General features: G+C 74.4%; 24 protein-coding genes and 1 pseudogene. 11 read left to right on the top strand and 14 right to left on the bottom strand.

Going from position 1 to position 23347, the window contains the following annotated elements; all coding sequences use genetic code 11:
- Positions 1 to 23: 23 nt before the first annotated feature.
- The gene (locus ACIGO8_RS28410) at positions 24 to 941 is read right to left on the bottom strand and encodes a diiron oxygenase (RefSeq protein ID WP_399736544.1); all 918 of its coding nucleotides are present in this window, start codon (positions 939 to 941) and stop codon (positions 24 to 26) included.
- Positions 942 to 1098: 157 nt separating this feature from the next.
- Between ACIGO8_RS28410 and ACIGO8_RS28405 the strand changes: the two genes are divergently transcribed.
- Positions 1099 to 1494, top strand: a complete 396-nt coding sequence (locus tag ACIGO8_RS28405) for a DUF4440 domain-containing protein (protein WP_399736541.1) — start codon at positions 1099 to 1101, stop codon at positions 1492 to 1494.
- A 63-nt stretch (positions 1495 to 1557) separates the two neighbouring features.
- Complete coding sequence (locus ACIGO8_RS28400) at positions 1558 to 2472, top strand: sigma-70 family RNA polymerase sigma factor (RefSeq protein ID WP_399736537.1); 915 nt, start codon at positions 1558 to 1560, stop codon at positions 2470 to 2472.
- A 91-nt stretch (positions 2473 to 2563) separates the two neighbouring features.
- On the opposite strand, the gene ACIGO8_RS28395 is transcribed toward ACIGO8_RS28400, so the two are convergent.
- The 3 genes from ACIGO8_RS28395 to ACIGO8_RS28385 form a co-directional block, all read right to left on the bottom strand.
- Positions 2564 to 2932: a DUF4180 domain-containing protein gene (locus ACIGO8_RS28395; RefSeq protein WP_399736534.1), complete on the bottom strand. Its 369-nt coding sequence runs from the start codon at positions 2930 to 2932 to the stop codon at positions 2564 to 2566.
- A complete protein-coding gene (locus tag ACIGO8_RS28390) occupies positions 2929 to 3387 on the bottom strand; it encodes a helix-turn-helix domain-containing protein (protein ID WP_399736531.1) in 459 nt (152 codons plus the stop codon). Before ACIGO8_RS28390 ends, ACIGO8_RS28395 begins: the two co-directional genes overlap by 4 nt.
- A gap of 86 nt (positions 3388 to 3473) precedes the next feature.
- The gene (locus ACIGO8_RS28385; RefSeq protein WP_399736529.1) at positions 3474 to 5075 is read right to left on the bottom strand and encodes a serine protease; all 1602 of its coding nucleotides are present in this window, start codon (positions 5073 to 5075) and stop codon (positions 3474 to 3476) included.
- Positions 5076 to 5208: 133 nt separating this feature from the next.
- Between ACIGO8_RS28385 and ACIGO8_RS28380 the strand changes: the two genes are divergently transcribed.
- Together ACIGO8_RS28380 and ACIGO8_RS28375 are read left to right on the top strand one after the other, a co-directional pair.
- Positions 5209 to 6333 carry a sigma-70 family RNA polymerase sigma factor gene (locus ACIGO8_RS28380; RefSeq protein ID WP_399736526.1) on the top strand — a complete coding sequence of 375 codons (1125 nt, stop codon included), beginning with the start codon at positions 5209 to 5211 and terminating at the stop codon, positions 6331 to 6333.
- Positions 6330 to 7349 (top strand): CU044_5270 family protein, encoded by a 1020-nt coding sequence (locus ACIGO8_RS28375; protein WP_399736523.1) that lies wholly within the window; start codon positions 6330 to 6332, stop codon positions 7347 to 7349. The genes ACIGO8_RS28380 and ACIGO8_RS28375 overlap by 4 nt, the downstream gene beginning before the upstream one ends.
- A 9-nt stretch (positions 7350 to 7358) precedes the next feature.
- Here the strand turns inward: ACIGO8_RS28375 and ACIGO8_RS28370 are convergent, their stop codons facing one another.
- The gene (locus tag ACIGO8_RS28370) at positions 7359 to 9275 is read right to left on the bottom strand and encodes a serine/threonine-protein kinase (protein WP_399736520.1); all 1917 of its coding nucleotides are present in this window, start codon (positions 9273 to 9275) and stop codon (positions 7359 to 7361) included.
- Positions 9276 to 9487: 212 nt separating this feature from the next.
- Here ACIGO8_RS28370 and rpmG point away from each other — a divergent pair, with 212 nt between their 5' ends.
- From rpmG to ACIGO8_RS28350, 4 genes and pseudogenes are all read left to right on the top strand, one after another.
- Entirely contained in the window at positions 9488 to 9652 is a 165-nt protein-coding gene (rpmG, locus tag ACIGO8_RS28365; RefSeq protein ID WP_399736517.1) for a 50S ribosomal protein L33, read from the top strand.
- A 120-nt stretch (positions 9653 to 9772) separates the two neighbouring features.
- On the top strand, positions 9773 to 10546 hold the full coding sequence (locus ACIGO8_RS28360; RefSeq protein WP_399736514.1) for an aminoglycoside adenylyltransferase domain-containing protein: 774 nt from the start codon (positions 9773 to 9775) through the stop codon (positions 10544 to 10546).
- A 265-nt stretch (positions 10547 to 10811) separates the two neighbouring features.
- Positions 10812 to 11234: pseudogene (locus ACIGO8_RS28355) on the top strand (discoidin domain-containing protein); the annotation flags it as partial.
- A 51-nt stretch (positions 11235 to 11285) separates the two neighbouring features.
- On the top strand, positions 11286 to 12038 hold the full coding sequence (locus ACIGO8_RS28350; RefSeq protein WP_399736849.1) for a chitosanase: 753 nt from the start codon (positions 11286 to 11288) through the stop codon (positions 12036 to 12038).
- Positions 12039 to 12169: 131 nt separating this feature from the next.
- Here ACIGO8_RS28350 and ACIGO8_RS28345 read toward each other — a convergent pair whose 3' ends face one another.
- The 5 genes from ACIGO8_RS28345 to ACIGO8_RS28325 form a co-directional block, all read right to left on the bottom strand.
- Positions 12170 to 14260, bottom strand: coding sequence for a protein kinase (locus tag ACIGO8_RS28345; RefSeq protein WP_399736512.1), 2091 nt, complete (start codon positions 14258 to 14260; stop codon positions 12170 to 12172).
- 97 nt (positions 14261 to 14357) lie between these two features.
- On the bottom strand, positions 14358 to 14690 hold the full coding sequence (locus ACIGO8_RS28340) for a hypothetical protein (protein WP_399736509.1): 333 nt from the start codon (positions 14688 to 14690) through the stop codon (positions 14358 to 14360).
- Positions 14691 to 14711: 21 nt separating this feature from the next.
- Positions 14712 to 14981 carry a DUF6296 family protein gene (locus tag ACIGO8_RS28335; protein ID WP_399736506.1) on the bottom strand — a complete coding sequence of 90 codons (270 nt, stop codon included), beginning with the start codon at positions 14979 to 14981 and terminating at the stop codon, positions 14712 to 14714.
- 83 nt (positions 14982 to 15064) lie between these two features.
- Positions 15065 to 15898, bottom strand: a complete 834-nt coding sequence (locus ACIGO8_RS28330; protein ID WP_399736503.1) for an N-formylglutamate amidohydrolase — start codon at positions 15896 to 15898, stop codon at positions 15065 to 15067.
- 76 nt (positions 15899 to 15974) lie between these two features.
- Positions 15975 to 17024: an aldo/keto reductase family oxidoreductase gene (locus tag ACIGO8_RS28325; RefSeq protein WP_399736501.1), complete on the bottom strand. Its 1050-nt coding sequence runs from the start codon at positions 17022 to 17024 to the stop codon at positions 15975 to 15977.
- 207 nt (positions 17025 to 17231) lie between these two features.
- On the opposite strand from ACIGO8_RS28325, the gene ACIGO8_RS28320 reads away from it, so the two are divergent.
- Positions 17232 to 17783 (top strand): HPP family protein, encoded by a 552-nt coding sequence (locus tag ACIGO8_RS28320; protein ID WP_399736498.1) that lies wholly within the window; start codon positions 17232 to 17234, stop codon positions 17781 to 17783.
- A 37-nt stretch (positions 17784 to 17820) separates the two neighbouring features.
- Here the strand turns inward: ACIGO8_RS28320 and ACIGO8_RS28315 are convergent, their stop codons facing one another.
- Together ACIGO8_RS28315 and ACIGO8_RS28310 are read right to left on the bottom strand one after the other, a co-directional pair.
- Positions 17821 to 18507, bottom strand: a complete 687-nt coding sequence (locus ACIGO8_RS28315; RefSeq protein WP_399736496.1) for a beta-glucanase — start codon at positions 18505 to 18507, stop codon at positions 17821 to 17823.
- A gap of 71 nt (positions 18508 to 18578) precedes the next feature.
- A complete protein-coding gene (locus ACIGO8_RS28310) occupies positions 18579 to 19655 on the bottom strand; it encodes a mechanosensitive ion channel family protein (RefSeq protein ID WP_399736493.1) in 1077 nt (358 codons plus the stop codon).
- Positions 19656 to 19788: 133 nt separating this feature from the next.
- On the opposite strand from ACIGO8_RS28310, the gene ACIGO8_RS28305 reads away from it, so the two are divergent.
- A complete protein-coding gene (locus ACIGO8_RS28305; protein WP_399736491.1) occupies positions 19789 to 20013 on the top strand; it encodes a DUF6458 family protein in 225 nt (74 codons plus the stop codon).
- 130 nt (positions 20014 to 20143) lie between these two features.
- Here the strand turns inward: ACIGO8_RS28305 and ACIGO8_RS28300 are convergent, their stop codons facing one another.
- Positions 20144 to 20605: an ATP-binding protein gene (locus ACIGO8_RS28300; protein ID WP_399736488.1), complete on the bottom strand. Its 462-nt coding sequence runs from the start codon at positions 20603 to 20605 to the stop codon at positions 20144 to 20146.
- Positions 20606 to 20781: 176 nt separating this feature from the next.
- Between ACIGO8_RS28300 and ACIGO8_RS28295 the strand changes: the two genes are divergently transcribed.
- Positions 20782 to 21642 carry an RNA polymerase sigma factor SigF gene (locus ACIGO8_RS28295; RefSeq protein ID WP_399736847.1) on the top strand — a complete coding sequence of 287 codons (861 nt, stop codon included), beginning with the start codon at positions 20782 to 20784 and terminating at the stop codon, positions 21640 to 21642.
- A 755-nt stretch (positions 21643 to 22397) separates the two neighbouring features.
- Here ACIGO8_RS28295 and thpD read toward each other — a convergent pair.
- On the bottom strand, positions 22398 to 23297 hold the full coding sequence (gene thpD / locus ACIGO8_RS28290; RefSeq protein WP_399736486.1) for an ectoine hydroxylase: 900 nt from the start codon (positions 23295 to 23297) through the stop codon (positions 22398 to 22400).
- Between the last annotated feature and the right edge of the window lie 50 nt (positions 23298 to 23347).

Genomic DNA, 23347 nt, shown 5'->3' with positions numbered 1-23347 from the left:
CCGGTGAGAGGCGGACGGGAGGCTCAGATGAGGTGGGCGCGCCGGTAGACCGCGACGGCCGGCCGGGTGAGCAGCCGGGCCGAGGCCAGGAACTCCATCAGGCCCGAACAGCTCGACCTCATCAGGGCCTTGTGGTGCTCGTTGGCCTTCGCCTCCGCCAGCGCCCGCTCGGGGTCGAGACCGGCGTTCGCGTACACCTCGCGGTTCACCATGCTGGTGACGATGAAGTACGAGGCGATGGCCACGACCAGCGCCTGTACCCGGCGGCGCAGCGGACCGGCCTTGCGCAGCCGGGCCCGGGTCTCCTCGCGGGCGAACTTCATGTGCCGCGACTCCTCGACGACATGGATGTTGTTGATGGTCCGCACGAACGGCACCACCCGCTCGTCGCGCATCCAGTCGCGCTGCATGACGTCGAGCACCTCCTCGGCGACGAGGATGGAGGCGTACGCGGCCTCGCCGACCGCCAGCGTCTTGAAGGCGCGGCCGAGTTCGAGGACGAGGCGCGGCGGACGGTAGGCGGGCGCGCCGAGCTTGGCCGCGCCGCGGCCGAACATGATGGAGTGCCGGCACTCGTCGGCGATCTCGGTCAGGGCCCACTGGAAGCGCGGGTCGGTCGGGTCCTTGGCGTACATGTCGCGCAGCACCATCTGCTGCAGGATCATCTCGAACCAGATGCCGGTGCTCGCCACCGAGGCGGACTCCTGCCGGGTCAGCTCCTTGCGCTGCGCCTCGGTCAGCTCCTGCCAGTAGCGGGTGCCGTACAGGGTGCTCCACTCCGGGCTCATCCCGTGGAAGTCCTCGTCGAGCGGGGTGTCCCAGTCGACCTCGGTGGCGGGGTCGTACGAGAGCTTCGCGGACGACTCGAGCAGCCGGCGGGCCGCGTCGCGCTCGGGGGGCTGCCCGGCCTGGTCCGTCGGCGGGACGGTGCTGCTTGCCATGGTGGGGCTCCTTCGGGACCTCGACGGCGAACGACGCTTGTTAGATGGTCTGTCTAACAAGCTGTTGGACGGAAGGTATAGCAAGACGGGCCGCGCGCCTACCCGTCGGTACCGAATTCGTTTGCCGTGCCACTCACCGGCCGGTGAGGATGCCGCCATGATCGACAGCACGCCCACCGGCGCCGAACAGGCCGCGATCGCCGCCGCGATCGACGGCGAACTGCGCCTCCTGGACCCCGCCGTCCGCCTCTCCGCCACCGAGGCCCGCCGCCTTTTCGACCCCGCGTTCACCGAGGTCGGCGCCTCGGGACGACGCTGGACCTACGAGGAGATGCTGGCCGCGCTCCCCGAGCTCGAGGGCAGCGCCGAGGACGGCCCGCGCATCAAGCCGTCCCGCATGCGCGGTGAACTCCTCGCGCCCGGCCTCGTCCACCTGACCTACGAGACGGTCGTCGAGGGCCGCCGGGCCCGCCGCAGCTCGATCTGGCGCCAGGTGGACGACGCCGCCTGGCGGCTCTACTACCACCAGGGAACCCCTGTGCCCGAGGCCTGAACACCCGTGCTTTGATGAGACGTTCGCGCAGGTGACGCGAGTGGGCCGGGGGAGTGGCGGGGTATGCGGGTGATCGACGACGGCGAGCGGCTGACCGAGCGGTTCGAGCGGGACCGCGGACACCTGCGGGCGGTGGCCTACCGCATGCTCGGCTCGCTCGCCGAGGCCGACGACGCCCTCCAGGAGGCCTGGCTGCGGGCGAACGGCGCCGGCATCGCCGGAGTGGAGAACCTCGGCGGCTGGCTCACCACCGTCGTCTCCCGGGTCTGCCTCAACATGCTCAGGTCCCGCGACCGGCGCCGCGAGGACTCCCTCGACGCGAGACCGTACGAACCGGACGCCGGGCCCGACTCCGGCCTCGGCCCGGCCGGGCGCGATCCGGAGGCGGAGGCGCTCATGGCCGACTCCGTCGGCGTCGCCCTGCTGGTCGTCCTCGACACGCTGGCGCCCGCCGAGCGCCTCGCCTTCGTCCTCCACGACATGTTCGCCGTTCCCTTCGAGGACATCGCCTCCCTGCTGGAGCGCACTCCGGCCGCCGTACGGCAGCTCGCGAGCCGGGCCCGCCGCAGGGTGAAGGGCGGCGCGGCGGCAGCCGAGGCGGACGTCGCGCGGCAGCGGCCCGTGGTGGAGGCCTTCCTGGCCGCGACCCGGGGCGGCGACCTCGAGGCGCTCGTCGCGCTCCTCCACCCGGACGTCGTGCTGCACGCCGACCGCATGGTCGTCCCGACGCCCGAACCGATCACGGTCTCCGGCGGCCGTGCCGTCGCCCAGGGGGCCATGGCGGCGGTGGGCCGGGCCCGGTTCACCGGCCTCGCGCTCGTCGACGGAACGATCGGCCTGGCGATGGCGCCGCTGGGCCGGCTGCGCGTGGTGCTCACCTTCACGGTGGCGGACGGAATGATCACCGCCATCGACGTCGTGGCGGAGCCGGACCGGCTCGAGGCGATGGAGTTCGGCGCGCTGGACTTCGGGGAGTGAGGGCGTGAGGGCGTAGGGGCCGAGGAGCCCGCGGGCCGGGCGCCGCCGCGGCCGGCCCGCGGCTGAGGTCCCTGCGGCCCGCGGCGGCGCGTCAGCTCGCCGGAGCGAGCCGTTCCGCGAGGGCTTCCGTGTCGGCGACGAACCAGATCTGGGTGCCCCGGTTGCACTCGCGGACGAAGTCACGCAGCGCCGGACTCTCCTCCACGTGCGACGCGATGTCGCCGAGGACGACCAGGCCGACCCGGTACTGGGCGAACTTCTGGACGATGTCCCCGGCCACCCGCGTGCGCAGCCGGAAGAACGCGTCCGTCAGCCGCTCGACCGGCACCGCCACCCACGTGGCCCCGCCGTACGCGCTCGCGCCGATCAGATCGGTCGCCTCTCGCTCGCCGTGCAGGAGTGGGCCGTCGGGCGGGCAGACGAGGACGGTCGTGCCGTGGATGTCCTGAAAGGTGTTCACCGGGTGCCTCCGATCAGTGCGTCGATCACTTTGAGCAGGTCGGCGGTGGCGCCGAGATCGCCGAGGATCACGAACTTCAGCGACTCCCGCTCCTCGTCGAACACCGTCTCCACCCGCAGCCGGTCCCGCCGGCCCTCGGCGTCACCGCCGCCCTCGGTGCCATGGCGGCCGAGGAGCATGGCCATGACGGCGTTGGCGAGCCGGTCGGCGGTGTGCCGCTCGACACCGTCGACCTGCACGATGCTCGACGCGTCCCCGTGCGGCGCCGGTGCGGCCGGCTCGGCCGCGGCGGGCACCGGCAGGCCCGTGAAGGCCTCCAGGTCCTCCCGGACGATCCGGTACTGCCGACCGACCCGGGTCGCCGGCAGCCTGCCCTCACGGACGTAGCCCCGGACCGTCTTGACGTGCAGGCCGAGCAGATCCGCGACCTGCTCGACCGTGTAGTACCGCTGCACCGTTTCTCACGCAACCTTCCCTGTCACTCCGTAAAGTACCACCCGTTCACGTAGAGATAGGGAATGATAAGGAAGGAAGAGGCATCTCAGGGAGTCCTGGAGGGGAGATCGCTCGTGGCGTACGCATCGATGTGGGTCTGGGTGAGGGTGTTGCCGAACGCGTCCGTCACCACGGCGCGCAGGGACACGGTCCCACCGGGGCCGGGCGTGGTGAGCCCGAACCGTCCGCCGCCGACCGAAGCCGGAGACCACGTGGCGCCCCGGTCCGTCGACACCGACACGGCGAGCGACCGGATACCCGACCGCTCGGCCGCGCCTCGTACCGCCACGCCCACCTGAGTCGCGCGGCGCGGCGGCGCCGTGCCGTCGGGACCGAGGGCCGGGGCGAAGCGCACGACGCTGAGGGGCAGTTCCGTGGCGGACGAGGTCGCGGCGGAGGTGAACGTCCACGCCGCCGTGACGCGGCCGACGGGCCGCGTCACCGTGCTCGTCAGCCGGTACGAGGCACGGGCCCCCGGCACGGTGAACGACGCGTGCCCCGGCGTGCCGTGCCGGGTGCCGAGCAGGACGCCGTTGCGGTGCAGCGTGGTCGTGGCGTCGCGGTACGGCGGCGCGGACGGCAGATGGCCGTCGCCGTCCGCCAGCAGGGCGAGCGCCAGATCGATGGTGTTCCCCGTCCGCAGACCGGCCGGGCGGGCGCCGGGAGAGGAGTCCGGTGCCGGTCCGAAGACCGGGGTGTCGAAGGTCTGGGTGACGGTGCCGCCGGCGCTGACCCGGAGCCCGAGCGCCTCGTAACGGTTGATCTCGCCCTCCTCGGGGCCGGGGGCGCTGTAGAGGACGTCCCAGGCCCCGCGATCCGGCGTGACCCGGAAGGTCACGTCGACCGGGACGGGCAGGGCCTGGGGCAGGGCGTCGGCCGGCCCGTCGGACGGCTGCAGGGTGACGATCCCGTAACCGCCGCCGGGCCCCGGGGCCGCGGCGCGCACCACGAGCCGCCCGAGCTCGCCGGGCGCGGGGCGCCGGACGAGACCGGTCAGGGCCTGGTCGGAGGTGAAGAGGTAGCCGAGCGCGTAACGGTCGCTGCTGCCCTGCCAGTACGTGTCCACCCACTGCCGGACCGAGCCGGCCTCCGCCGCCGGGCCGAGGTGCGCCACGCGCAGGGTCGGGGTGAGGTTGAGAACGTTCACCAGGGCGCGGCTGCCGGCGTGGGAGACCTCGACGAAGGCGCCGCCGTGCTGGAACGCTGCGCCCTCCTCCGGCGGCCGGATGTCCACCGGGGCGGCCGCGCGTGCGTCGACGACCACCGTCGTGTCGCGCTCGACCTCCAGGCGCGGCTGCACCAGCCAGTCCGTCCCGACGAAGGTCTCGCCGTCCTGGGCGTAGGCGGTGAGCATGCTGTCGAAGACGTAACGGCCCTTGGGTACGCGGACGGTGACGGTGCCGGACCTGTCGCCCTCCTCGGGCCCCAGGGTCGTCGTCGTCCCGGCGGCCGTCCCGGACAGGCCGATGACATGGGTGACGTAGTCGGAAGCGGCCGCGCCGGACCGGTCGAGGTGGACGAACGTCAGCGCGTACGTGTCGGTGGCCGCAGTGGCCGCGGTGGTGGTGACGGCGGGCAGGCAGGTGCCGGCGGCGGTCAGCGCGAGCCCTCGCAGCACGGTCCGGCGCTTGGCAGGGAAATCGTTCATGCCCTGCACTGGCCCGGCCGGCGCCCCGCGTTCCCGTGACCCGCGTCACAGCCTCGCGCGGCGGTGCCCGGATGTGGCGGGCGTCACGGGAACCCGCACGAACCGGGGCCCAGTGCTGGGTGTGGAATCACCTATGAGAGATCGTTTCCGTGCCGGGGACCCGGCGGCGCTCGGCGAGGCCTACGACGAGCACGCCCAGGTCCTCTACCGGTACGCGCTGCGCGTCTGCGGCGATCCGGCGGCGGCCGAGGACGCCGTGTCGGCCGCGTTTCTGGAGGCGTGGCGCTGCCGGGGCGCACTGCACGCCGACGGCGGCAGCCTCCGCCCCTGGCTGCTCGGCATCGCGACCAACATCCTGCGCGGCACCGCCCGCGAAGCCCGCCGCCGCGACGCCGCGCTCGCCCGGCTCGCCGACCGGGGCGTCCTGCCCGACTTCTCCGACGAGGTCGTCACCCGCCTGACCGGCGCCGAACAACTGCGCGCAGCCGGCGCGGCCCTGCGCCGGCTGCGCCGCCGCGACCGCGAGGTCTTCGCCCTGGTGGTGTGGGCCGGCCTGGACTACGCGGCCGCCGCCGAGGCCCTCGACATCCCCGTGGGCACCGTCCGCTCCCGCCTCTCCCGCGCCCGCGACCGCCTGCGCACCCTGGCCGACGCAGAACTCCGCGCCCCGCGCACCGGCCGCAGGCGCCCCTCCCGTACGGGTTCCACCCCGGCCGGCCCGGCCGACCCGCCCGTCGCCTTCGGACCGGAAGCACCTGCTGCCCGCGCCGACCTCGTGGAAGGGAGGGTCGGTTCAGCGGACCGTGCCACGCGGGACGGCCCGAAGCCGGGCACCGGCCCGGCCGGGCGCGTTGCAGGGACGGTCAGTCCGGTACGCGCCGTGCCGGTCGTACGTGCCGGACGTGTCGGCCCGGAGCCGGGCGTCGTCCGTGCCGGCGGCTTCGGGGTCGCCGGCCTCGCCGAAGGCGCTGCCGGCCCGGTACGCGCCGCGCCGGGCGTCCGCTCCTCCGGCGGCGGGACGGACGCCCTCGCCGGGCTCCTCGAGCCGGTAGTCGGTTCCCGGCCCGCCGCGCGAGCGGCAGGCCGTCCCGGCCCGGCCCCGTCGGCCGCCCGCCCAGCGCCCCGTCCCACGCTCGGGGCCGCCCGCCCGGCGCCCGCGCCCACGCTCGGCGCCGTCCGCCGCGCACCCGCGGCCGGGCCCGTCACCGCTCCCGTGCCCGTACTCTCGCCCCGACCCGCCACGGAGAACCCGCTGTGAAGACTTCTGCCGACGACGCCCGCCTCCGTGCCGAGCTCGTGTCCCTGCTTCCCGCGCCCGAGGTCCCGGACCTCGACCCCGCACGCCGGCAGGCCCTCAGACGGGCGGTCCTGAACGCCACGCAGGGCCGGGCCCCGCGTCGTACACCGTGGACGCCGAGGTTCGCCGTGCCCGTCGCGACCGCCTGTGCCGCGCTCGCCGCCGCCCTCGTCGTCACCGTCGCAACGGACGGGCCGCCGGTACGGCCGGCCCCGAACGGGCGGACGGCGGACGGCGCCGCCCAGGTGCTGGGACGGGCGGCGCTGGCCGCCTCGGCCACGCCCCAGGAGACGGCCCGGCCCGAGCAGTTCGTCTACGTCGAGAGCCTCGTCGCCCACGCGTCACGTGCGGCCGGCGGCGACGGCGCCGCGACGCTGCCGCCCGCCCACCGCCGCCAGGTGTGGCAGTCCGTCGACGGCAGCCGCGAGGGCCTGCTGCGCGAGGCCGGCGCGCCCGACGCACCGCTCGGCGCGCGCGGACGCGTCTACGCCCTCGACCACCGCGGCGCCACGCCCCGGCCCGAGACGCTGGAGCCGCCGGCGCCGTCCATCACCCGGCCGACACCCGCGTACGTCGCCGCCCTGCCCACCGATCCCGCCACGCTCCTCGACCTGGTCTACGCCCAGACCCGCCCCGCCGGCGGCGACCCGCACCAGCGGGCGTTCACCGCCATCGGCACGCTCCTCGCCGAGACCTGGTCGCCGCCGCGCGTGACCGCCGCGCTGTACGAGGCCGCCGCCCGCATCCCGGGCACCGTGGGCCTGCCGTCCGCCACGGACGCGGCGGGCCGTGAGGGCGTCGCCGTGGCCCGTACCGCCCACGGCGAGCAGACCCAGTGGATCTTCGACCGGACGACCTCCGCCTTCCTCGGCGAACGGACCGTCCTGACCCGCGCCACGGCGGCCGGCCCGGCCGGCACCGTCCTCGGCACCTCCGCCGTGCTCGGCAAGGCGGTCACGGACGAGGCCGGCGCGTGAGGCGGCCGGTCAGCTTCCGGAGCTCGGCGTGGCGGCGTTGCGCCAGACGGTCACGTCCAGGGTCATGTACGTGCTGGGCGAGCCCTCTGGCGAGAAGCCCTGGACCGTGACGAGGCCCAGGTGTCCCGAGCCGGTGGTGACGCACACCTGCCGGCCCCGGGACAGCTTGTTCACGTACACCTCCTTGGTGAACCGGGTCTCGGCGCGGCAGGTCTCGAGCGAGCCCTGCTGGCCCGGGTCGAGCAGCACGAGGTTGCCGCCGCTGCTCTCGGCGTCGAGGTAGCCGCCGGTGTCGTAGGACAGTTCGTAACCGCCGTCCTCGCCGTCCTGCGGCCGTACGACGTCGTCGCCGAGGGTCAGGTGATAGCCCGCGGTGAGGTCGATGTTCGTGAAGTCGACGGGCTTCGGCGCCGGCTTGGCGGCCGGCTCCGCCGCCTTCGTCGCGCCGCCGGCCGACCCGCCGTTCGACCCACCGGAGGAGGTGCCCGACGAAGCGCCGCCGGCCTTGTGGCCGCCGCCGGCGGTGGTGTCCTTGCCGTCGTCCTTCATCAGCAGGTACGCGGTGCCGGCGCCGCCCACGCCGAAGACGAGCGCGGCGGCGAGGGCCACGAGCAGGGTCCGCCGGGCCGGGTTGCGCGGCGCGGCCGGGGGCCGGTAGGCGGTCTGGGGCCCGGTCGGGTGGACGGGAGGGTAGCCGGCCGGGACGTGCGTCTGCGGGTACGCGGCGGGTGCCTGGTACGGCGCGGGCGCGGGGCCCTGCGTCGGGGCGTAGGCCTGGGCGTGGGCTTGGGCGTGCGCCGGGTGCGGCGGCACGACGGGCGGCCGCGCGGCACCCGCCGGAGCGGTGGGCGGATAGCCGGGCGCCGCGGCCGGCGCGGACGGGGCGGGCGCCGTGGGGGAGTAGCCCACGGAGGGGGCCGTGGCCGGGGCGGAAGGCGCCGTCGGCGCGGGCGCACCGGCCGGAGGCGTGAGCGGAGGCGGCGGCGCCTGCACCGGCGCCGGAGTCGCCGCCCGCGCCGTGATGTCCGCGGAGACGGCTCCCGGCAGCCAGTCCTCGGGACGGCGCAGCACCGTCGCCGCGTTCGCCTCCTGGCAGAGCCGGATGACCTCGGGGACGGAGGGCCGGCCCTCGGGGTCCTTGGCCAGGCAGCGGGTGACGAGCTCGGCCAGCCGCTCCGGCACCGCGCTCAGGTCCGGCTCCTCGTGCACGATCCGGTACAGCACGCCGTGCGACGTGCCCTCGCCGAACGCGGGAGCGCCGGTCGCCGCGTACACCGCGACCTGACCGAGCGCGAAGATGTCGGTGGCCGGGGTCACCCGGCGCCCGGCGGCCTGCTCGGGAGCCATGAAGGACGGCGTGCCGATGGTGACGCCGCTGCCGGTGAGCGAGGTCGCGTCGGCGGCGTGCGCGATGCCGAAGTCGATCACGCGCGGGCCGTCCGCGGCCAGCAGCACGTTCGAGGGCTTGAGGTCGCGGTGCACGAGCCCCGCGCCGTGGATCACCTGCAGCGCCTCCGCCATGCCCGCGACCAGCAGCAGCACCGTCTCGACGGGCAGCGCGCCGTGCGTCACGACCGCGTCGGCGAGCGACGGCCCGGGCACGTAGGCGGTGGCCAGCCAGGGCTGGGTGCCCTCGGCGTCGGCGTCGATGACGGGCGCGGTGTACAGCCCCTGCACGCGCTGCGCGGAGCGCACCTCCTGGGCGAAGCGGCGGCGGAACTCGGCGTCCTCGCCGAACTCGGGACGGATCACCTTCACGGCGACCGGGCGGCCGCCGGGCGTGTACGACAGGTACACCTTGCCCATGCCGCCGGCGCCGAGCCGCGCGGCCAGCCGGTACCCGGCGACGGTCGTCGGGTCGTCGGCGGCGAGCGGCTGGAAGACCGCGGAGGCGCCGGCGTCGCGGCCCGGCTGCTGACCACTCATCAATTCGTTTCTCCCCGTGCGGAACTGCTGATCCCGTTACTCGCCCGGCACCCTATCCGTTCCGACGGAGTGGCCGGATCCGCCCCGTCGCAGGGGAAGGGGGGATGGCCCGGAAGGTCCGGGAATGCGGAGCAGGACGCCGCTGTTGGAACGTGCGGCTGGCATGCCCGAGTCAAAGGAGCTCGACGGCGCCGGCCGGAAGGAGAAAACCCATGCCCCGCACCACCCAGCGCCCCGTGGTCACGCTCCGGTCCACGGCCGGCACCGGCGTCACCTACGTGACCCGCAAGAACCGCCAGAACGACCCCGACCGTCTGGTCCTGCGCAAGTACGACCCGGTCCTCGGCGCCCACGTCGAGTTCCGCGAGCAGCGCTGACCGACCGGGACGGCCCGACCGCCGGCTCCGTCCGCCCACCCGGGCGGACGGAGCCGCCGCGCACCCACCTCCACTTCCGGTTCCGTTTCCGGCTCCGCCCGTCGCCGGAACGCTCCGTCGGTGACCACGCCCCAGACCGTCGCCGTCGCCGCGCTCGTCCGCACCGTCCTCGGTGACGCGGCGCTCGGCGCCTACGCGCACGGCTCGGCCGTGCTCGGCGGACTGGGGCCGCACAGCGACGTCGACGTGCTCGTCGTCGCCCGCCGCGGCCTCACGCCCGTCGAGCGGCGCGCCCTGACGGACGGCCTGCTCGCCCTCTCCGGCGCCCGGGCGCACGGCGGGCCCGCGCGGCCCGTCGAACTGATCGTCGTGACCGCCGCACAGGTCCGGCCCTGGCGTTACCCGCCCGTCTGCGACTACCTCTACGGGGAGTGGCTGCGCGCGGAGTACGAGCGCGGCGAACTGCCCCGGGCGGCGCCCATGCCGGACCTCGCGCCGCTGGTCCACATGGCCCGGACCGGCGACGCACCGTTCTTCGGCCCGCCCGCCGCCGTGCTCCTGGACCCGGTGCCGGCCGCGGACATCCGCCGTGCCGTCCTCGCCGGCATCCCGGACCTCATGGCCGACCTCGCCGCCGACACCCGCAACGTGCTGCTGACCCTCGCCCGCATCTGGACCACCCTGGAGACCGGCCGCATACGCGCCAAGGACGAGGCGGCCGACTGGGCGTTGTCCCGCCTGCCGCCCGATCAGCGCCGCGTCCTCGCCCACGCGCGCGACGTGTACACGGGCCGGGCCGCGGAGGACTGGTCCCCGTTCCACGCCGCCGTACGGCCCCACGCGGACCACCTCCTGGACCGCATCCGTCGCGCCGCCGCCCCGCGACCGTCGTAGACGCGGACCGGACCCTCCGAACTGACGGCCGACCGGCCCCGCCCCGACCGGCCCCGCCCCGACCGGCCCCCGACCTGGCCGGATCGCGCCGCCTTTCCACGCCTCTCCCCGCCTCTCCCGCCTCCCGCCCCGACGTCGGGACGCGCGCGTTCAACTCCCTTTCCGTACCGTCCTCTTGCGCCCCTCCAGAGGGCCCCCTACTCTCGCCTCACCGAAAGTTAGGAAGCTTTCCTAATACTTCTCTTCGGCTCAGGAATGGAGTGGCATGCCCCCCACCATCAACGCACTCCGGCGCCACCGCACCGCCGCGCTCGTCGCCGCCGCGGCCACCGGGCTCCTGCTTCCCGCCGTCGCCGGCCTCGCGCCCGCCCAGGCCGCGGCCGGCAATCTCGCCCAGGGCCGCCCGGTCACCACCTCCACCACGGAGAGCAGCACGCTCGGAGGAGCCAAGGCGGTCGACGGCTCGGCCTCCACCCGCTGGGCCAGCGCCGAGGGCGTGGACAACCAGTGGATACGGGTCGACCTCGGCGCGGGCACCGCCGTCAAGCGCGTCGTCCTCAAGTGGGAGGCGGCGTACGCGAAGGCGTACCGCGTCGAGCTGTCCGACGACGGCTCCAGCTGGCGCCAGATCTACGCCACCACCAGCGGCGACGGCGGCACCGACGACCTCACCGTCAACGGCACGGGCCGCTACCTGCGCGTCTTCGGCACCCAGCGCGGCACCCCGTACGGCTACTCGCTGTGGGAGGTCGAGGCGTACGGCACCGGGTCCACCACGCCGCCGTCCACCGGCAAGAACCTCGACGACCCGGCCAAGAAGGAGGTCGCCATGAAGCTGGTGTCCTCCTTCGAGAACTCCTCCCTCGACTGGCGCGCCCAGTTCGCCTACATCGAGGACATCGACGACGGCCGCGGCTACACCGCCGGCATCATCGGCTTCTGTTCCGGCACCGGCGACATGCTCGACCTCGTCGAGCGCTACACCGCCAAGAAGCCCGGCAACCCGCTCGCCCGCTACCTCCCCGCCCTGCGCCAGGTGAACGGCACCGACTCCCACGAGGGCCTCGACCCGGGCTTCACGTCCGCCTGGCGCCAGGCCGCCCAGGACTCCGTCTTCCAGCAGACCCAGGAGGAGGAGCGCGACCGGGTCTACTTCAACCCGGCCGTCTCCCAGGCCAAGGCGGACGGACTGCGCGCGCTCGGCCAGTTCGCCTACTACGACGCCGCCGTGATGCACGGCGAGGACGGCTTCCGCTCCATCCGCTCCGTCGCCCTCTCCCGGGCGCTGCCGCCCTCGCGCGGCGGCGACGAGAAGGCGTACCTCAACGCCTTCCTCGACGCGCGCGAGGAGGAGATGCGCAAGGAGGAGGCGCACAGCGACACCACCCGCGTGAGCACGGCCCAGCGCCGCTTCCTGAACGAGAACAACTTCGACCTCAACACGCCCCTGTACTGGAGCGTGTACGGAGAGGCCTTCTCGATCACCAGCTGAACGGCGAGAGCCGGCCGGGACCGTGCCGGGACCTGCCGGGGCCGCGCCGGGCCGGTCGCCGGCCGTCGCGAGGCGGTACGGGCTCTGCCCCGTACCGCCGCCTTCGTCGTACGGTCACGCCGGAGGGACCGTCACCGCCAGGAAGGGTGGCCCTCCGGCACCTCGCCCGTGGTCAGGCGGCGTTCGTCGGTCCCGTCGGCGCGTACGGCCCACACGGCCGGCTTCTCGTACGGGCCGCGGACGAACGCCACCCAGCGTCCGTCCGGCGACCAGACCGGGTCCATCTCGTGGGCCGTGGACGCCACCAGCGCGCGGTCTCCCTTGCCGTCCGTGCCGATCAGACGGATGTCGCCCTTGGTCGTGGCGCGCTGATAGCTGCCCGCCGTGTAGGCGAAGGTCCGGCCGTCGGGCGACCAGGCCGGGTCGAGCGCCGGGTGCGGCAGCCAGGTGATCCGCGTGGGCGCCCGGTCCGGGGCCTCGGGGTCCACCAGGTGGAGCTGCCAGTCGCCCGAGCCGACGTCGACGGAGACGGCGATGCGCGTGCCGTCCGGCGACCAGGCCGGGTCCTCCACCTGGTCGCTGCCGTGGGTGAGCTGGCGTGCCGAACCGTCGGCGACCTTCACCTCGAACAGCTGCTGCACACCGTCCTTCTTGCGCAGCACGGCGAGCCGGGTGCCGTCCGGCGACCATGAGGCCCGGCCGCCCGCGACGGAGGTGATCCTGCGCGCGTCGGAGCCGTCGGCCTTCGCCGTCCACACCTGAGCGCCCTCCGGCGTCATCCGCGTGAACGCGAACGACCGCCGGTCGGGCGACCACTGCGGCAGGATGTCGCACCCGCTGCCGTCGAGCAGCCGCCGCGGCTCGTCGGCCGCCGCCGGGCGGACGGCGATCGCGGCGTGGCAGGTCTTCGGCCAGCCGGGCGCGGTGTCCTCGCGCACGAGGAGCGGGGCGGTGGGGAAGGCGGCGGAGTCCGACGTGCCGCCGGTGTCCTTCGTCCCGCCGCCGTCGTCCGACGACCAGGGGCTCCAGACGACGAGGCCCACGACGGCCGCCAGGCACACCGCGAGCACCGTTCCCACCACCGCCCGCCGGCGCGGCCGTCGCCTTCCCGGAGCTGACACGGCCGCATCGGCCACCGTCGGACGGGAACCGGAACCGGAAGCGGGGGGCGGAGGCGGGGGCACTGGCACCGGCGGGCGCTCGGCGGCGGCGGTCTCGTCCTGGACGGCGGTCGCGTCCTGAACGGCGGTCTCCTCCCGCACCGGCGGCTCCTCATGCGCCGGCCGCTCCTCCCGTACGGACGGTTCAGCCGGCGGTGCGGCGGTGTCCTCCCGTACGACGGAGGTGGCCGGGTGCTCCGCGACCGTGGCGAGCAGCCGCGTGGCGGCGTCCGGCAGCCAGCCGCCGTCCTCCCGGTGACGGACGGTCAGGCGGTCCAGGAAGGCGGCCGGCGAGGGCCGCAGACCCGGGTCCTTGGCCAGGCAGGAGGCGACGAGATGGCGCAGCGGCTCGGGCACCGTCCCGAGGTCCGGCTCCTCGTGGACGACCCGGTAGAACCAGCCCACCGACGAGCCGTCGCCGAACGGCTGGCCGCCCGCCGCCTGGCACAGCACCACGCCCAGCGCGAACATGTCCACGGCGGGCGTGATCGCGCCGCCCGTGAGCTGCTCGGGCGCGAGATAGCCGGGCGTGCCGACCTGCAGCCCGGTCCGGGTGAGGGCGGACGTGCCGTCGAGGGCCCGGGCGATGCCGAAGTCGATGACGCGCGGCCCGTCCCCGGCCACGATGATGTTGGCCGGTTTCAGATCGCGGTGGATCACTCCGGCCCGGTGGATCGCCTCCAGGGCCTCCGCGAGTCCCGCGGCCAGGACGGTGAGGCTGTCCACGGGCAGCGCGCCGACCTCGTCGAGCACCGTGCGGAGCGTCGGCCCCGGCACGTACGCCGTCACCAGCCAGGCCGGGTCGCCGTCGGGATCCGCGTCCACGACCGGCGCCGTGTGGAAACCTCCGACCTGACGGGCCGCCGCCACCTCGCGGGCGAAGCGGCGTACGAACTCGGGATCGGTGCCGAGTTCGGGCCGTACGACCTTCACGGCCACCGCCCGGCCCGACCGGGAGCGGCCCAGATAGACGACGCCCATGCCGCCCTGGCCCAGCCGTCCCACCAGCCGGTACCTGCCGTCGCCGACCGATTCCGGGTCCCCCGCCTCCAGCGGCTTCATGCTGCCCCCTCGCAAGACGTACCGTGCAGGGTTCTCCTATCAGCCGGGCGGCCTTCCGGTCGAGCGCGGCGCCGCCCCGGGGCGCGGGCCGCCGGGTTCACTCGCCCAGCGCGTGCTCCTCCCAGGTCTCGTCGTCGGGGTCGTACTCGGTCTGCGCGGACTCCCAGGTGGCCGAGGCGAGCTCCACGCCCGGCACGGCGCCGAGCAGCTCGACCGGGTCGATGAAGTGGGCGAGCGAGCCGGACGGGTCGATCTCGATCGCCTCGAGGGCCTCGGCGCGCTCGGAGTCCTCGAGGTACTCGTCGTCCTGGACCTGGGCGAGCGCGGCGTCACGCAGTGCCTGCTCGTCGGTGATCTCGGCGACGAGCTCGATGGTGACCCGCACGAAACGCGGGGCGGACTGCTCGGAAGCGGGGTCGATGGTGGTCATCCGCGAAGCTTACGGCCTGTTTCAAGCGACATCGGGAACCCCGGGGTCCGGGGCCTCCGGCAGGCGACGCGCCACGACCGTCTGCGGTGGTTCCTGATGGCCGCCCGTGGCGAGGACGCGCACCTCGTCGTGGTCGCTTATCTCGGCCCGGATGATGCCGGTCGGATCGGCGTAGACGGGATGGCCGCCGGGGCCCTTGGCCTGGGTCCGCTCGACGACGACGGCGTCACGGGCCGTGCCCGTACCGTCGGAGAACACCAGCTCGTACCGGAGTGCGCTCACCCGCACCATTTTACGCCGATCAGGCGGAACGCCCTGATCGGCGGCGTCCGGCGGATCGCACCCGCGGTCCGGGCAGCCGCCCGCGGGGCGGCTCAGCGGGCCTCGGGAACCGTCCGGAGCGCCTCGTCCGTCACGGCGTCGACCAGCGCGGCCAGGGCGACGCCGAGGGCCCGCGCCCCGGGCCCGGCCGGGCCGCCCGGCTCGCTCATGTACTGGTCGCGGCGGATCTCCACCATCAGCGCGCTGACCCGCGGATCGCGGCCGTGGTGCGCGAGCGGCACGTACGTGCCGGCGAAGGGGCTGTCCGTCCCGACCCCGCCGAAGCCGGCGAACGCCCGCCGCGCCGCCGAGAGCAGGGCGGTCGGCGTGTGGAAGGCGTCCGTGCCGAGGCAGACGGGCGGGCGGGGGCCGTCGCCGTGCAGTTCGTACGGGAGGGCCGCGGTCGGGTACGAGTGCACGTCCACGATCACCGCGCGGCCCGTCGCCGCGAGGCGCTCCTCCACGGCTTCCGTCACGGCCTCGGCGTACGGGGTGAAGTACCGCTCCACCAGCGGCGCAGGGTCGAATCCGGCCGGCCGCAGCTCGGCGCGGTGCGTGGTGCGGGTGTACACGGCGCCCATGCCGACGGCGAGCATCTCCTCGCGCTCGTCGGGGAACCGCTCGGGATCCACCACCAGCCGGGACAGCCGGTTGACGAACCGCCAGGGCGGCGTGGCGGCCGACGCCGCGGCCACGGCGGCGATCTCCGCGGTGTGGGAGTCGGTGATGTGGTCGAGCTCCCGCTCGAGCTCCGCGTCGCCGAGGACGATCCCGGCGCGCACCTGGGGCGGCACCGTCCGCGAGGAGTGCGGCACGTGCAGCAGCACCGGTGAGTCCGGGGCGCCGGCGAGCAGCTCGAAGGAGGGCGCGTCAGGGGCGTCGGTCATGGGCGGTCTCCTGGGACGGGCGGGCGGACCGGAGGGACGGGCCGCGGGACGCGGCGCGGGACGGCACGGGCACGGTTCACGGCAGGGCGGCGCCGCGCGCGGTGATCCACAGGCGGTACCACTCCTCGTGCCCGAGGGCGGGAGCGTCGACGGCGGCGTCGCGGCAGGCCCGGATCCGGTCGGGACGCGTGGTGCCGATGACCGGCACGATCCCGGCCGGATGCCGCTGGAGCCACCACAGCACGACGGTCTCCGGCGTGGTGCCCTTGGCCTCGGCCAGCTCGGCGACGAGCGCGGCGGTCGCGTGCTGCTCCGGCGTCTCCTGCCGTCCGGTGTAGCGGCCCTGGGCCAGCGGACCCCAGGCCTGGAGGGCGATGCCGTGGGCCAGGCAGTGCTCGACCGTGCCGGCCGGGAAGCCGACGGACGCCGACGCGGGCGTGTTGACCAGGACGCCGTCCTCCAGCCAGTCCCGGCGCAGCAGGCTCATCTCCAGCTGGTCGGCGACGAGCGGCAGCGCGAGGTGCGCCTGGAGCCGGGCGATCTGGGCGGCGTTCATGTTGGAGACGCCGAACCGGCGGACCAGGCCCTGCCGGTGGAGGGACTCGAGGGCCGCGGCGATCTCGGCGGGGTCGGCGAGCGGGTCCGGGCGGTGCAGCAGGAGCACGTCGAGGACGTCGGTGCGCAGCCGGGCGAGGCTCTCCTCGACCTTCCGTACGATGGTGGGCCCGCGCAGGTCGTAGCGGCCGGGCCGGTCGCCGTCGGCGAGCCGGATGCCGCACTTCGACTGGAGCGTGATCCGCTCGCGCAGGCCCGGCGTGCGGGCGAGAACCTCGCCGAAGACCGCCTCCGCCTTGCCGTGCCGGTAGATGTCGGCGTGGTCGAACGCGGTGATGCCGCTGTCCAGGGCGGCCTCGATCACGGCCTCGGCGGCGTCGACGTCGGCGGGGGACCAGGGAGAGGTGTCCCAGCTGCCGCCGAGGCCCATGCAGCCGAGCAGGACACGGTCGGCGCGGGCGCCCGTCGGCGGAGTGCCGGACGAGACCGGCGAAGTCCGCGAGTTCGGCGAAGTCGGCGGGATCGGCGAAGTCGGCGGGATCGGCGAGGTCGGCGAGGTCGGCGAGGTCACGGGATCACCCTGCCACAGACCGCCTGCGGGCCGGCCGGGGTGGCCCGCCTCGTCGCACGTTCAACGTTTTGTATACAATTCCGGAGACCGTGTCGCCCGCACCCGGGCGCGCGGGCGCAGCCGTCGGCGCGATGGCGGGCCGACTGTCGACCACGGGATCCCGTACGCCTGGCCCTTCCCGCTCGCCCCCACCGGAAACGCCTCACCATGCCCACCGACACCGCAGCACCCGAGACACCGACCGCCCCGACCGCCCCGACCGCCTCCGCGGCCGCAGCCCGCCGCGCACCGGCCCGCCCGTCACCCGCCGCCGCCTTCCACAGCGTCGGCGCCGTCACGGCGGTCCTGCTCGGCCTGGTCGCGATCGGCGCCGTGATCCACGAACCGGTTCTCATACCGCCGCTGGCCGCCAGCGCCGCGCTGGTCCACAGCGCGCCCACCATGCCGCTGTCCCAGCCCCGCAGCGTGGTCGTCAGCCACCTCCTCGCGGCCGCCGCGGGCTACGCGACCCTCGCCTTGACCGGTGCCAGCGCCTGGGCCGCGGCCGTGGCCGCCGGCGTCACCCTGGCCCTGACGACGCTTGCCCGCACGCCGCACTCGCCCGCCTGCGCGACCGCCGTCGTCATCGTCCTCCAGTCCCCGTCCCCGGCCCGCTTCGTCCCGCTCCTCTTCGGGGCCACGATCCTGCTGGTCCTGATGGAGTTCACCGTCTCCCGTCTCCGCCGCGCCGCCCCGAAGTACCCCGCCTACTGGTGGTGACTCCGCCCGCCGGCCCGCCGGCCCGGCGTGACGCCGGCTAGCGGGGCCGGGGCCTCCTCGGCCGGTACACCCGCAGGTCGCGCACCTCGTAGGACATCTCGTCCGTGCCGTCCGACGGGGCCGGGTGGTAGCGGCCCGCGCAGACCGACAGATTGACGATCAGATAGGCGTGCCAGGAGCGGCCGACGCCATGGCCGTCCGCGAAGACCTCGACGTCGTCGAGCCACCAGACCACGGAGCGGGCGCCGAACTCGGTCCGCAGGCGTATCCAGCCGCCCGGGCGCACGGACGGGTCGCGGTGATAGCGGTGGGTGCCGCGCACATGGTTGGAGAGTTCCAGCAGATCGGCGTTGTCCGGGTGGTACTCGAAGACGTCGACCTCCTGGCCGCCGTCGCGCCACGTCCAGATCGCGGGCCAGGCGCCCGTCTCCTCGGGCAGCCGCACCCGCGCCTCCAGCACGTCGCCGGAGCGCAGCTGGAACTCCTGCGCGCTGCCTTCCGTCGTCAGCAGTCCCGTGTCCCACAGCCCGTCCGGGCGCCGCTTCGCGCGGAAGACCCCCGAGCGGCTGTACGCGGGATCGGCGACCAGGTGGTCGAGCTTGTTGTCCCCGGTGTTGACGGGCCCGCCGTTGGGATACGCCCACGAGCGGCCCGCCACCCACTGTTCCGACGAGCCGAAGTCGGCGGTGAACACCGGCTCCTCGTCCGGCGGCCAGGTCGGCATGGTTCCTCCTCACAACTCGAGGTCTTGACACCCGTGTTGTGCCCGCACCGAGGCCGCCGATGCGGAATCTCTCACTCCTTGTCGAGAAGTCGCCACGTGGAGTGATGCTCCGGCTCCTCGCCCGGCGCCGTCACCAGCCGGGGCAGTGCGCCGGGATGCTCCCGCGCGAGCCAGGCCACCAGGTCCTCGCGCACCGCGCAGCGCGTGGTCCACAGGTCGTCGGCGTCCTTGGCGGTCACGATGGCGCGCACCACCACACAGCTCGGCGAGGTGTCCGTGACCGCGAGGTCCCAGGCCCGGCCGTCCCAGGTCGGGCAGCTGTCGAGGAACTCCCGCAGCCGCGCCCGCATCTGCGCCACCGGTACCGAGTGGTCGCAGTACACGAAGACCGAGCCGGTCAGCTCCGCGCCGCCGCGCGACCAGTTCTCGAACGGGCGCGAGGTGAAGTACGAGACCGGCAGCGTGACCCGGCGCTCGTCCCACGTCCGTACCGTGAGGAAGGTCAGCGTCACCTCCTCCACCAGCCCCCACTCGCCGTCGACGACCACCGTGTCGCCTATCCGCACCATGTCGCCGAAGGCGATCTGGAAGCCCGCGAAGAGATTGCCCAGCGTCGACTGCGCGGCGACGCCCGCCACGATGCCGATGATCCCGGCCGAGGCGAGCAGCGAGGTCCCGACGGCACGGAAGGAGGGGAAGGTGAGCAGCGCGACGGCGCCGGCGAGCACCCCGACGGCGACCGTGACCACCCGCATGATCAGCGAGACCTGGGTACGGACCCGGCGCACCCGCGCCACGTCGCGGGAACGTCCCGCGTAGCGGGTGTACGAGGACTCGACGACGGCCGCGGCGACCCGCACCGCCAGCCAGGCGCCGCCGCCGATCAGACAGAGCACCAGAACGTGGCCGACCGCCCTCGCGTGGTCGGCCAGCGGAGCCCAGTTCATGGCGCTGAACGTCCAGCCGACCAGGGCGGTGAACAGGACGACGTACAGCGGGGTCCGGCAGCGGCGCAGGAGTCCCCACAGCGGGGTGTCGGGGCGGCGTGCGTCCGCGTGCCGGGCCAGTACGTCGGCGCCGCGCACGGCCGCCAGCGCCACCAGTGCCGAGCCGACGAGGACGATCGCCAGTCGAAGAACGCTCTCCATGGCTCCTCAGTCGTTGTGTTGACGAGTCGGATCCTCTTCGCCTCACCTCCGATCCACGCGTCAAACGCGGGATGAGGAGCGCCTGCCGGGGTACCCGGGTCCCGTTCGAGCCCGATCCCCCGAGGGAGGAATCATGGGACTGGGAATCTGCATCATCCTGATCGCCGTCGGCGCGATCCTCACGTTCGCCACCGACTGGCAGCTCGACGGGGTCGATCTCGACCTCGTCGGACTGATCCTGATGGCGGTGGGCATCATCGGCACGGCCGTGTACACCAGCATCCTGCGCCGTCGCCGGATGGTGGTCCCGCCCGTCGCCCCGACCGTGACGGAGGACGACCGCCGCGACCTCCGATGAGATTCCAGCCAGACCACAGCGTCCCCGTCCAGCCCAGGGCCCGTCCGGCCGGTCACCGCCGGACGGGCCCTGGGCGTCATCCGCCGCCCGGCCACCCGCCGCCCGGCCACCCGCCGCGCCGGCCGCCCGCTCACGGGCGGCCGGCGCGGCGTTCGAGCGGCACCACGGCGTGCACGGTCTTGCCGTCCGGCCGCAGGTCCACCGTCACCGTGCGGCACAGGTGCAGCACGATCGGCCAGCCGTACCCGCCCGGCACGAGCTCCTGCCCCGGCTCCCCGTGGCGGGTGCGGTGCGGCGTCCGCCGGCTCGCGTCGTCGACCGAGACCGTCACGCTGCCCCGTCCCACCCGCACCGCGAAGCCGGTGACACCGCCGGCGTGCCGCTCGGCGTTGGTGACCAGTTCGGAGGCCACGAGCAGCAGGTCGTCCACCTGCGCCGGCCACGCGGGCCGGTACCCGGCGAGCGCGCGTCGGACCGCCGTGCGGGCCTGCGCCGAGGTGCGGACCGGAGCGCCGGCCGTCGTCGCCGTACCGTGAGCCGTCCTCGCGGACGTCGTCCACGGGTGCGACCGAGTGTCGCCCCGAGCGTTCATCGCGGTTCCCTTTCTCCCCAGTTGTCCAGCTTCTGACGCGTTTCGTCTTCCCGGCGAATCCCGGGAGATGCCCGAAAACAAGGGGGCGTGCATCGGCGAAGCCTGGGTAGGCGATTCGCCATAGGCGAACGATCCTCGAAATACAGGAGGTTGTCCCCGTGCGGACCGAGACCGAGATGGGCAAGGCGACGAACACGGCCGTGGCAGGCGGTACCTGCGACGACCTGCCCGTGCTCGAGGCTCCTCACGAGGTGGCGCCCCAGGACGCGCGCACCCTCTCGAAGGTGTTTCTGCGCGAGCTGGCGGTGCGGGAGGAGGGGACGGAAGGACACCAGTACGTCCGCAACACCCTGATCGAGATGAACATGTCGCTCGTCCGCTACGTGGCGGGACGCTTCCGAGCGCGGGGCGACGAGATGGAGGACATCGTCCAGGTCGGGATCGTCGGTCTGATCAAGGCGATCGACCGCTTCGACCTGTCGCGCGAGGTCGAGTTCGCGACCTTCGCCGTGCCGTACATCGTGGGGGAGATCAAGCGCTTCTTCCGTGACACCACCTGGGCCGTGCACGTGCCGCGCCGCCTCCAGGAGGCCCGCGTCGAACTGGCCAAGGCGAACGAGGAGCTGGGCGCGAAGCTCGGCCGGTCCCCGCGCGTCGCCGAACTGGCGGAGCGGATGGGCATCTCCGAGGACGAGGTGATCGAGGCTCAGATCGCCTCGAACGGCTACCACTCCGCCTCCCTGGACGCCGCCATCGGCAACGGGGACGACGAGGACGTGGACGCGTCCCTCGCCGACTTCATCGGTGAGGAGGACCCGGCCATCGAGCTGTTCGAGGACTTCCACACCCTCGCCCCGCTCGTGGAGCGCCTCGACGAGCGCGACCGGCTGCTGCTGCACCTGCGCTTCGTGGAGGAGATGACGCAGGCGGACATCGGCGCGCGGCTCGGCGTCTCGCAGATGCACGTCTCCCGGCTGCTCGCCCGCAGCCTCGCCCGCCTGCGCGAAGGCATGCTCGCCGACGACTCCGGGGCCTGATCCCCGCGGACCGAGGGCCGGCGACGCCGCCGGCCCTCGGTCTTGTCGGACGAGACGCCGCGTGGTGTGCAGCAGCACCACGCGGCGTTCAGCTGTGCCCACAGCGCCGTCGCACGGACGAACGCGGCCGCGCCGCGCAGCGGTGAACCGGTCGAAAGCTCGGTGCGGAGAGCCGCCCGCCCGGCCGACGCGAGCGCGAGCCCGAGCAGTGGCGCCACCGCGACGAAGCCGGCCACGCGCCGGGCACCGGACGACGGCCCCGCGCGCAGACATCGCGCAGGTACGAGCGCGAGCGCCGCCCCGAGCACCGTCGCCTCCACCGTGACGAGCAGTCCCTCGCCCGGACGCGGCAGCGCCTCCCGCAGCTGCGACGGGAACCCCCGTCGCCTCCACCGTGACGAGCGGTCCCTCGCCCGGACGCGGCCGATCAGGCCGGCTCGGCGGTCCCGGTCGCCGGTGAGCCTCGCGAGCTTCGCGTACGCGACATGAACAGCGGCGGGGGGGGGGGGGGGGGGGGGCCGCCCCCCCCCCCCCGCCCCCCCCCCCGGCGGGGGGGGGGGGGGGGGGCTACGGAAGTGGGGGGGGGGGGGGGGGGGGTGGCGGGGCGGCTGGGCCCCTGGGGCGGGCGGGGGGCCCCGGGGCGCGGTGCCCCCGCCGTCGAGCCGGCCCCCCACCATCCCCGGCGGGGCCCCGGGGCGCCCCCCCCCCCGCCGCTGCACGAAGTCACGACAGACGTCCGGGTGGGGCGATCGAGGTCAGACGATCGGCGTGGTGTCGCGCGAGGCGATGAAGGACGGACGGCGCACCGGGGCCGCGAAGGGCTGCTCCGGCCGGTTCTCGACGCTGTTGAACACCAGGAACACGTTGCTGCGCGGATACGGCGTGATGTTGTCGCCCGAGCCGTGCAGCGCGTTGCAGTCGAACCAGGTCGCCGATCCCGGCGCGCCGGTGAACTGGCGGATGCCGCACGCGTCCGCGAAGGTCGTCAGCGCCTCGTCGGACGGGGTGCCGGCGTCCTGCATCTGCAGCGACCGCTTGTAGTTGTCCTTCGGCGTGGCACCCTCGCAGCCGAGGAAGGTGCGGTGCGAGCCCGGCATGATCATCAGGCTGCCGTTGGTGGTGTGGTTCGCGGTCAGCGCGATCGAGACGGAGACCGTGCGCATGCGCGGCAGGCCGTCCTCGGCGTGCCAGGTCTCGAAGTCGGAGTGCCAGTAGAAGCCGCTCGCGCCGAAGCCCGGCTTGACGTTGACCCGCGACTGGTGGACGTAGACGTCGGAGCCGAGGATCTGGCGGGCGCGGCCGACGACCCGGGGATCGGCGGCGAGCCGGGCGAACACCTCGCTGATCCGGTGCACTTCGAAGACGGAGCGGATCTCCTGCGAGCGCGGTTCGACCACGGACCGCTCGTCCTTGCGCACCTCCGGGTCGGCGACGAGCCGGTCCAGCTCGGCCCGGAGCTCCACGACCTCGTCGGGAGTGACGAGCGCGTCGACGGTGAGGAAGCCGTCGCGCTCGAACTCCTCCAGCTCACGGGCCCAGAACGGCCCGGGAGTTCCAGGAGCGGACCAGACGACCGGGTCCTTCCGGCCGATCAGCACCTCCTCGGTGCCACGGGTGGGGTAGAGGTCGACGGGGCGGGTGGGAGCGGAGGTCATGACGGAAGGTGCCTGCCTTTCTCGTGGAGCGTGTGCCGCCTCTCGCGGCG

Source organism: Streptomyces sp. NPDC053493 (genome assembly GCF_044544825.1).
In the GTDB taxonomy this organism is placed as follows: Bacteria; Actinomycetota; Actinomycetes; order Streptomycetales; family Streptomycetaceae; genus Streptomyces.
The sequence above is the reverse complement of the archived record's forward strand: the minus strand, read 5'-3'. Positions and strand labels throughout refer to the sequence as shown.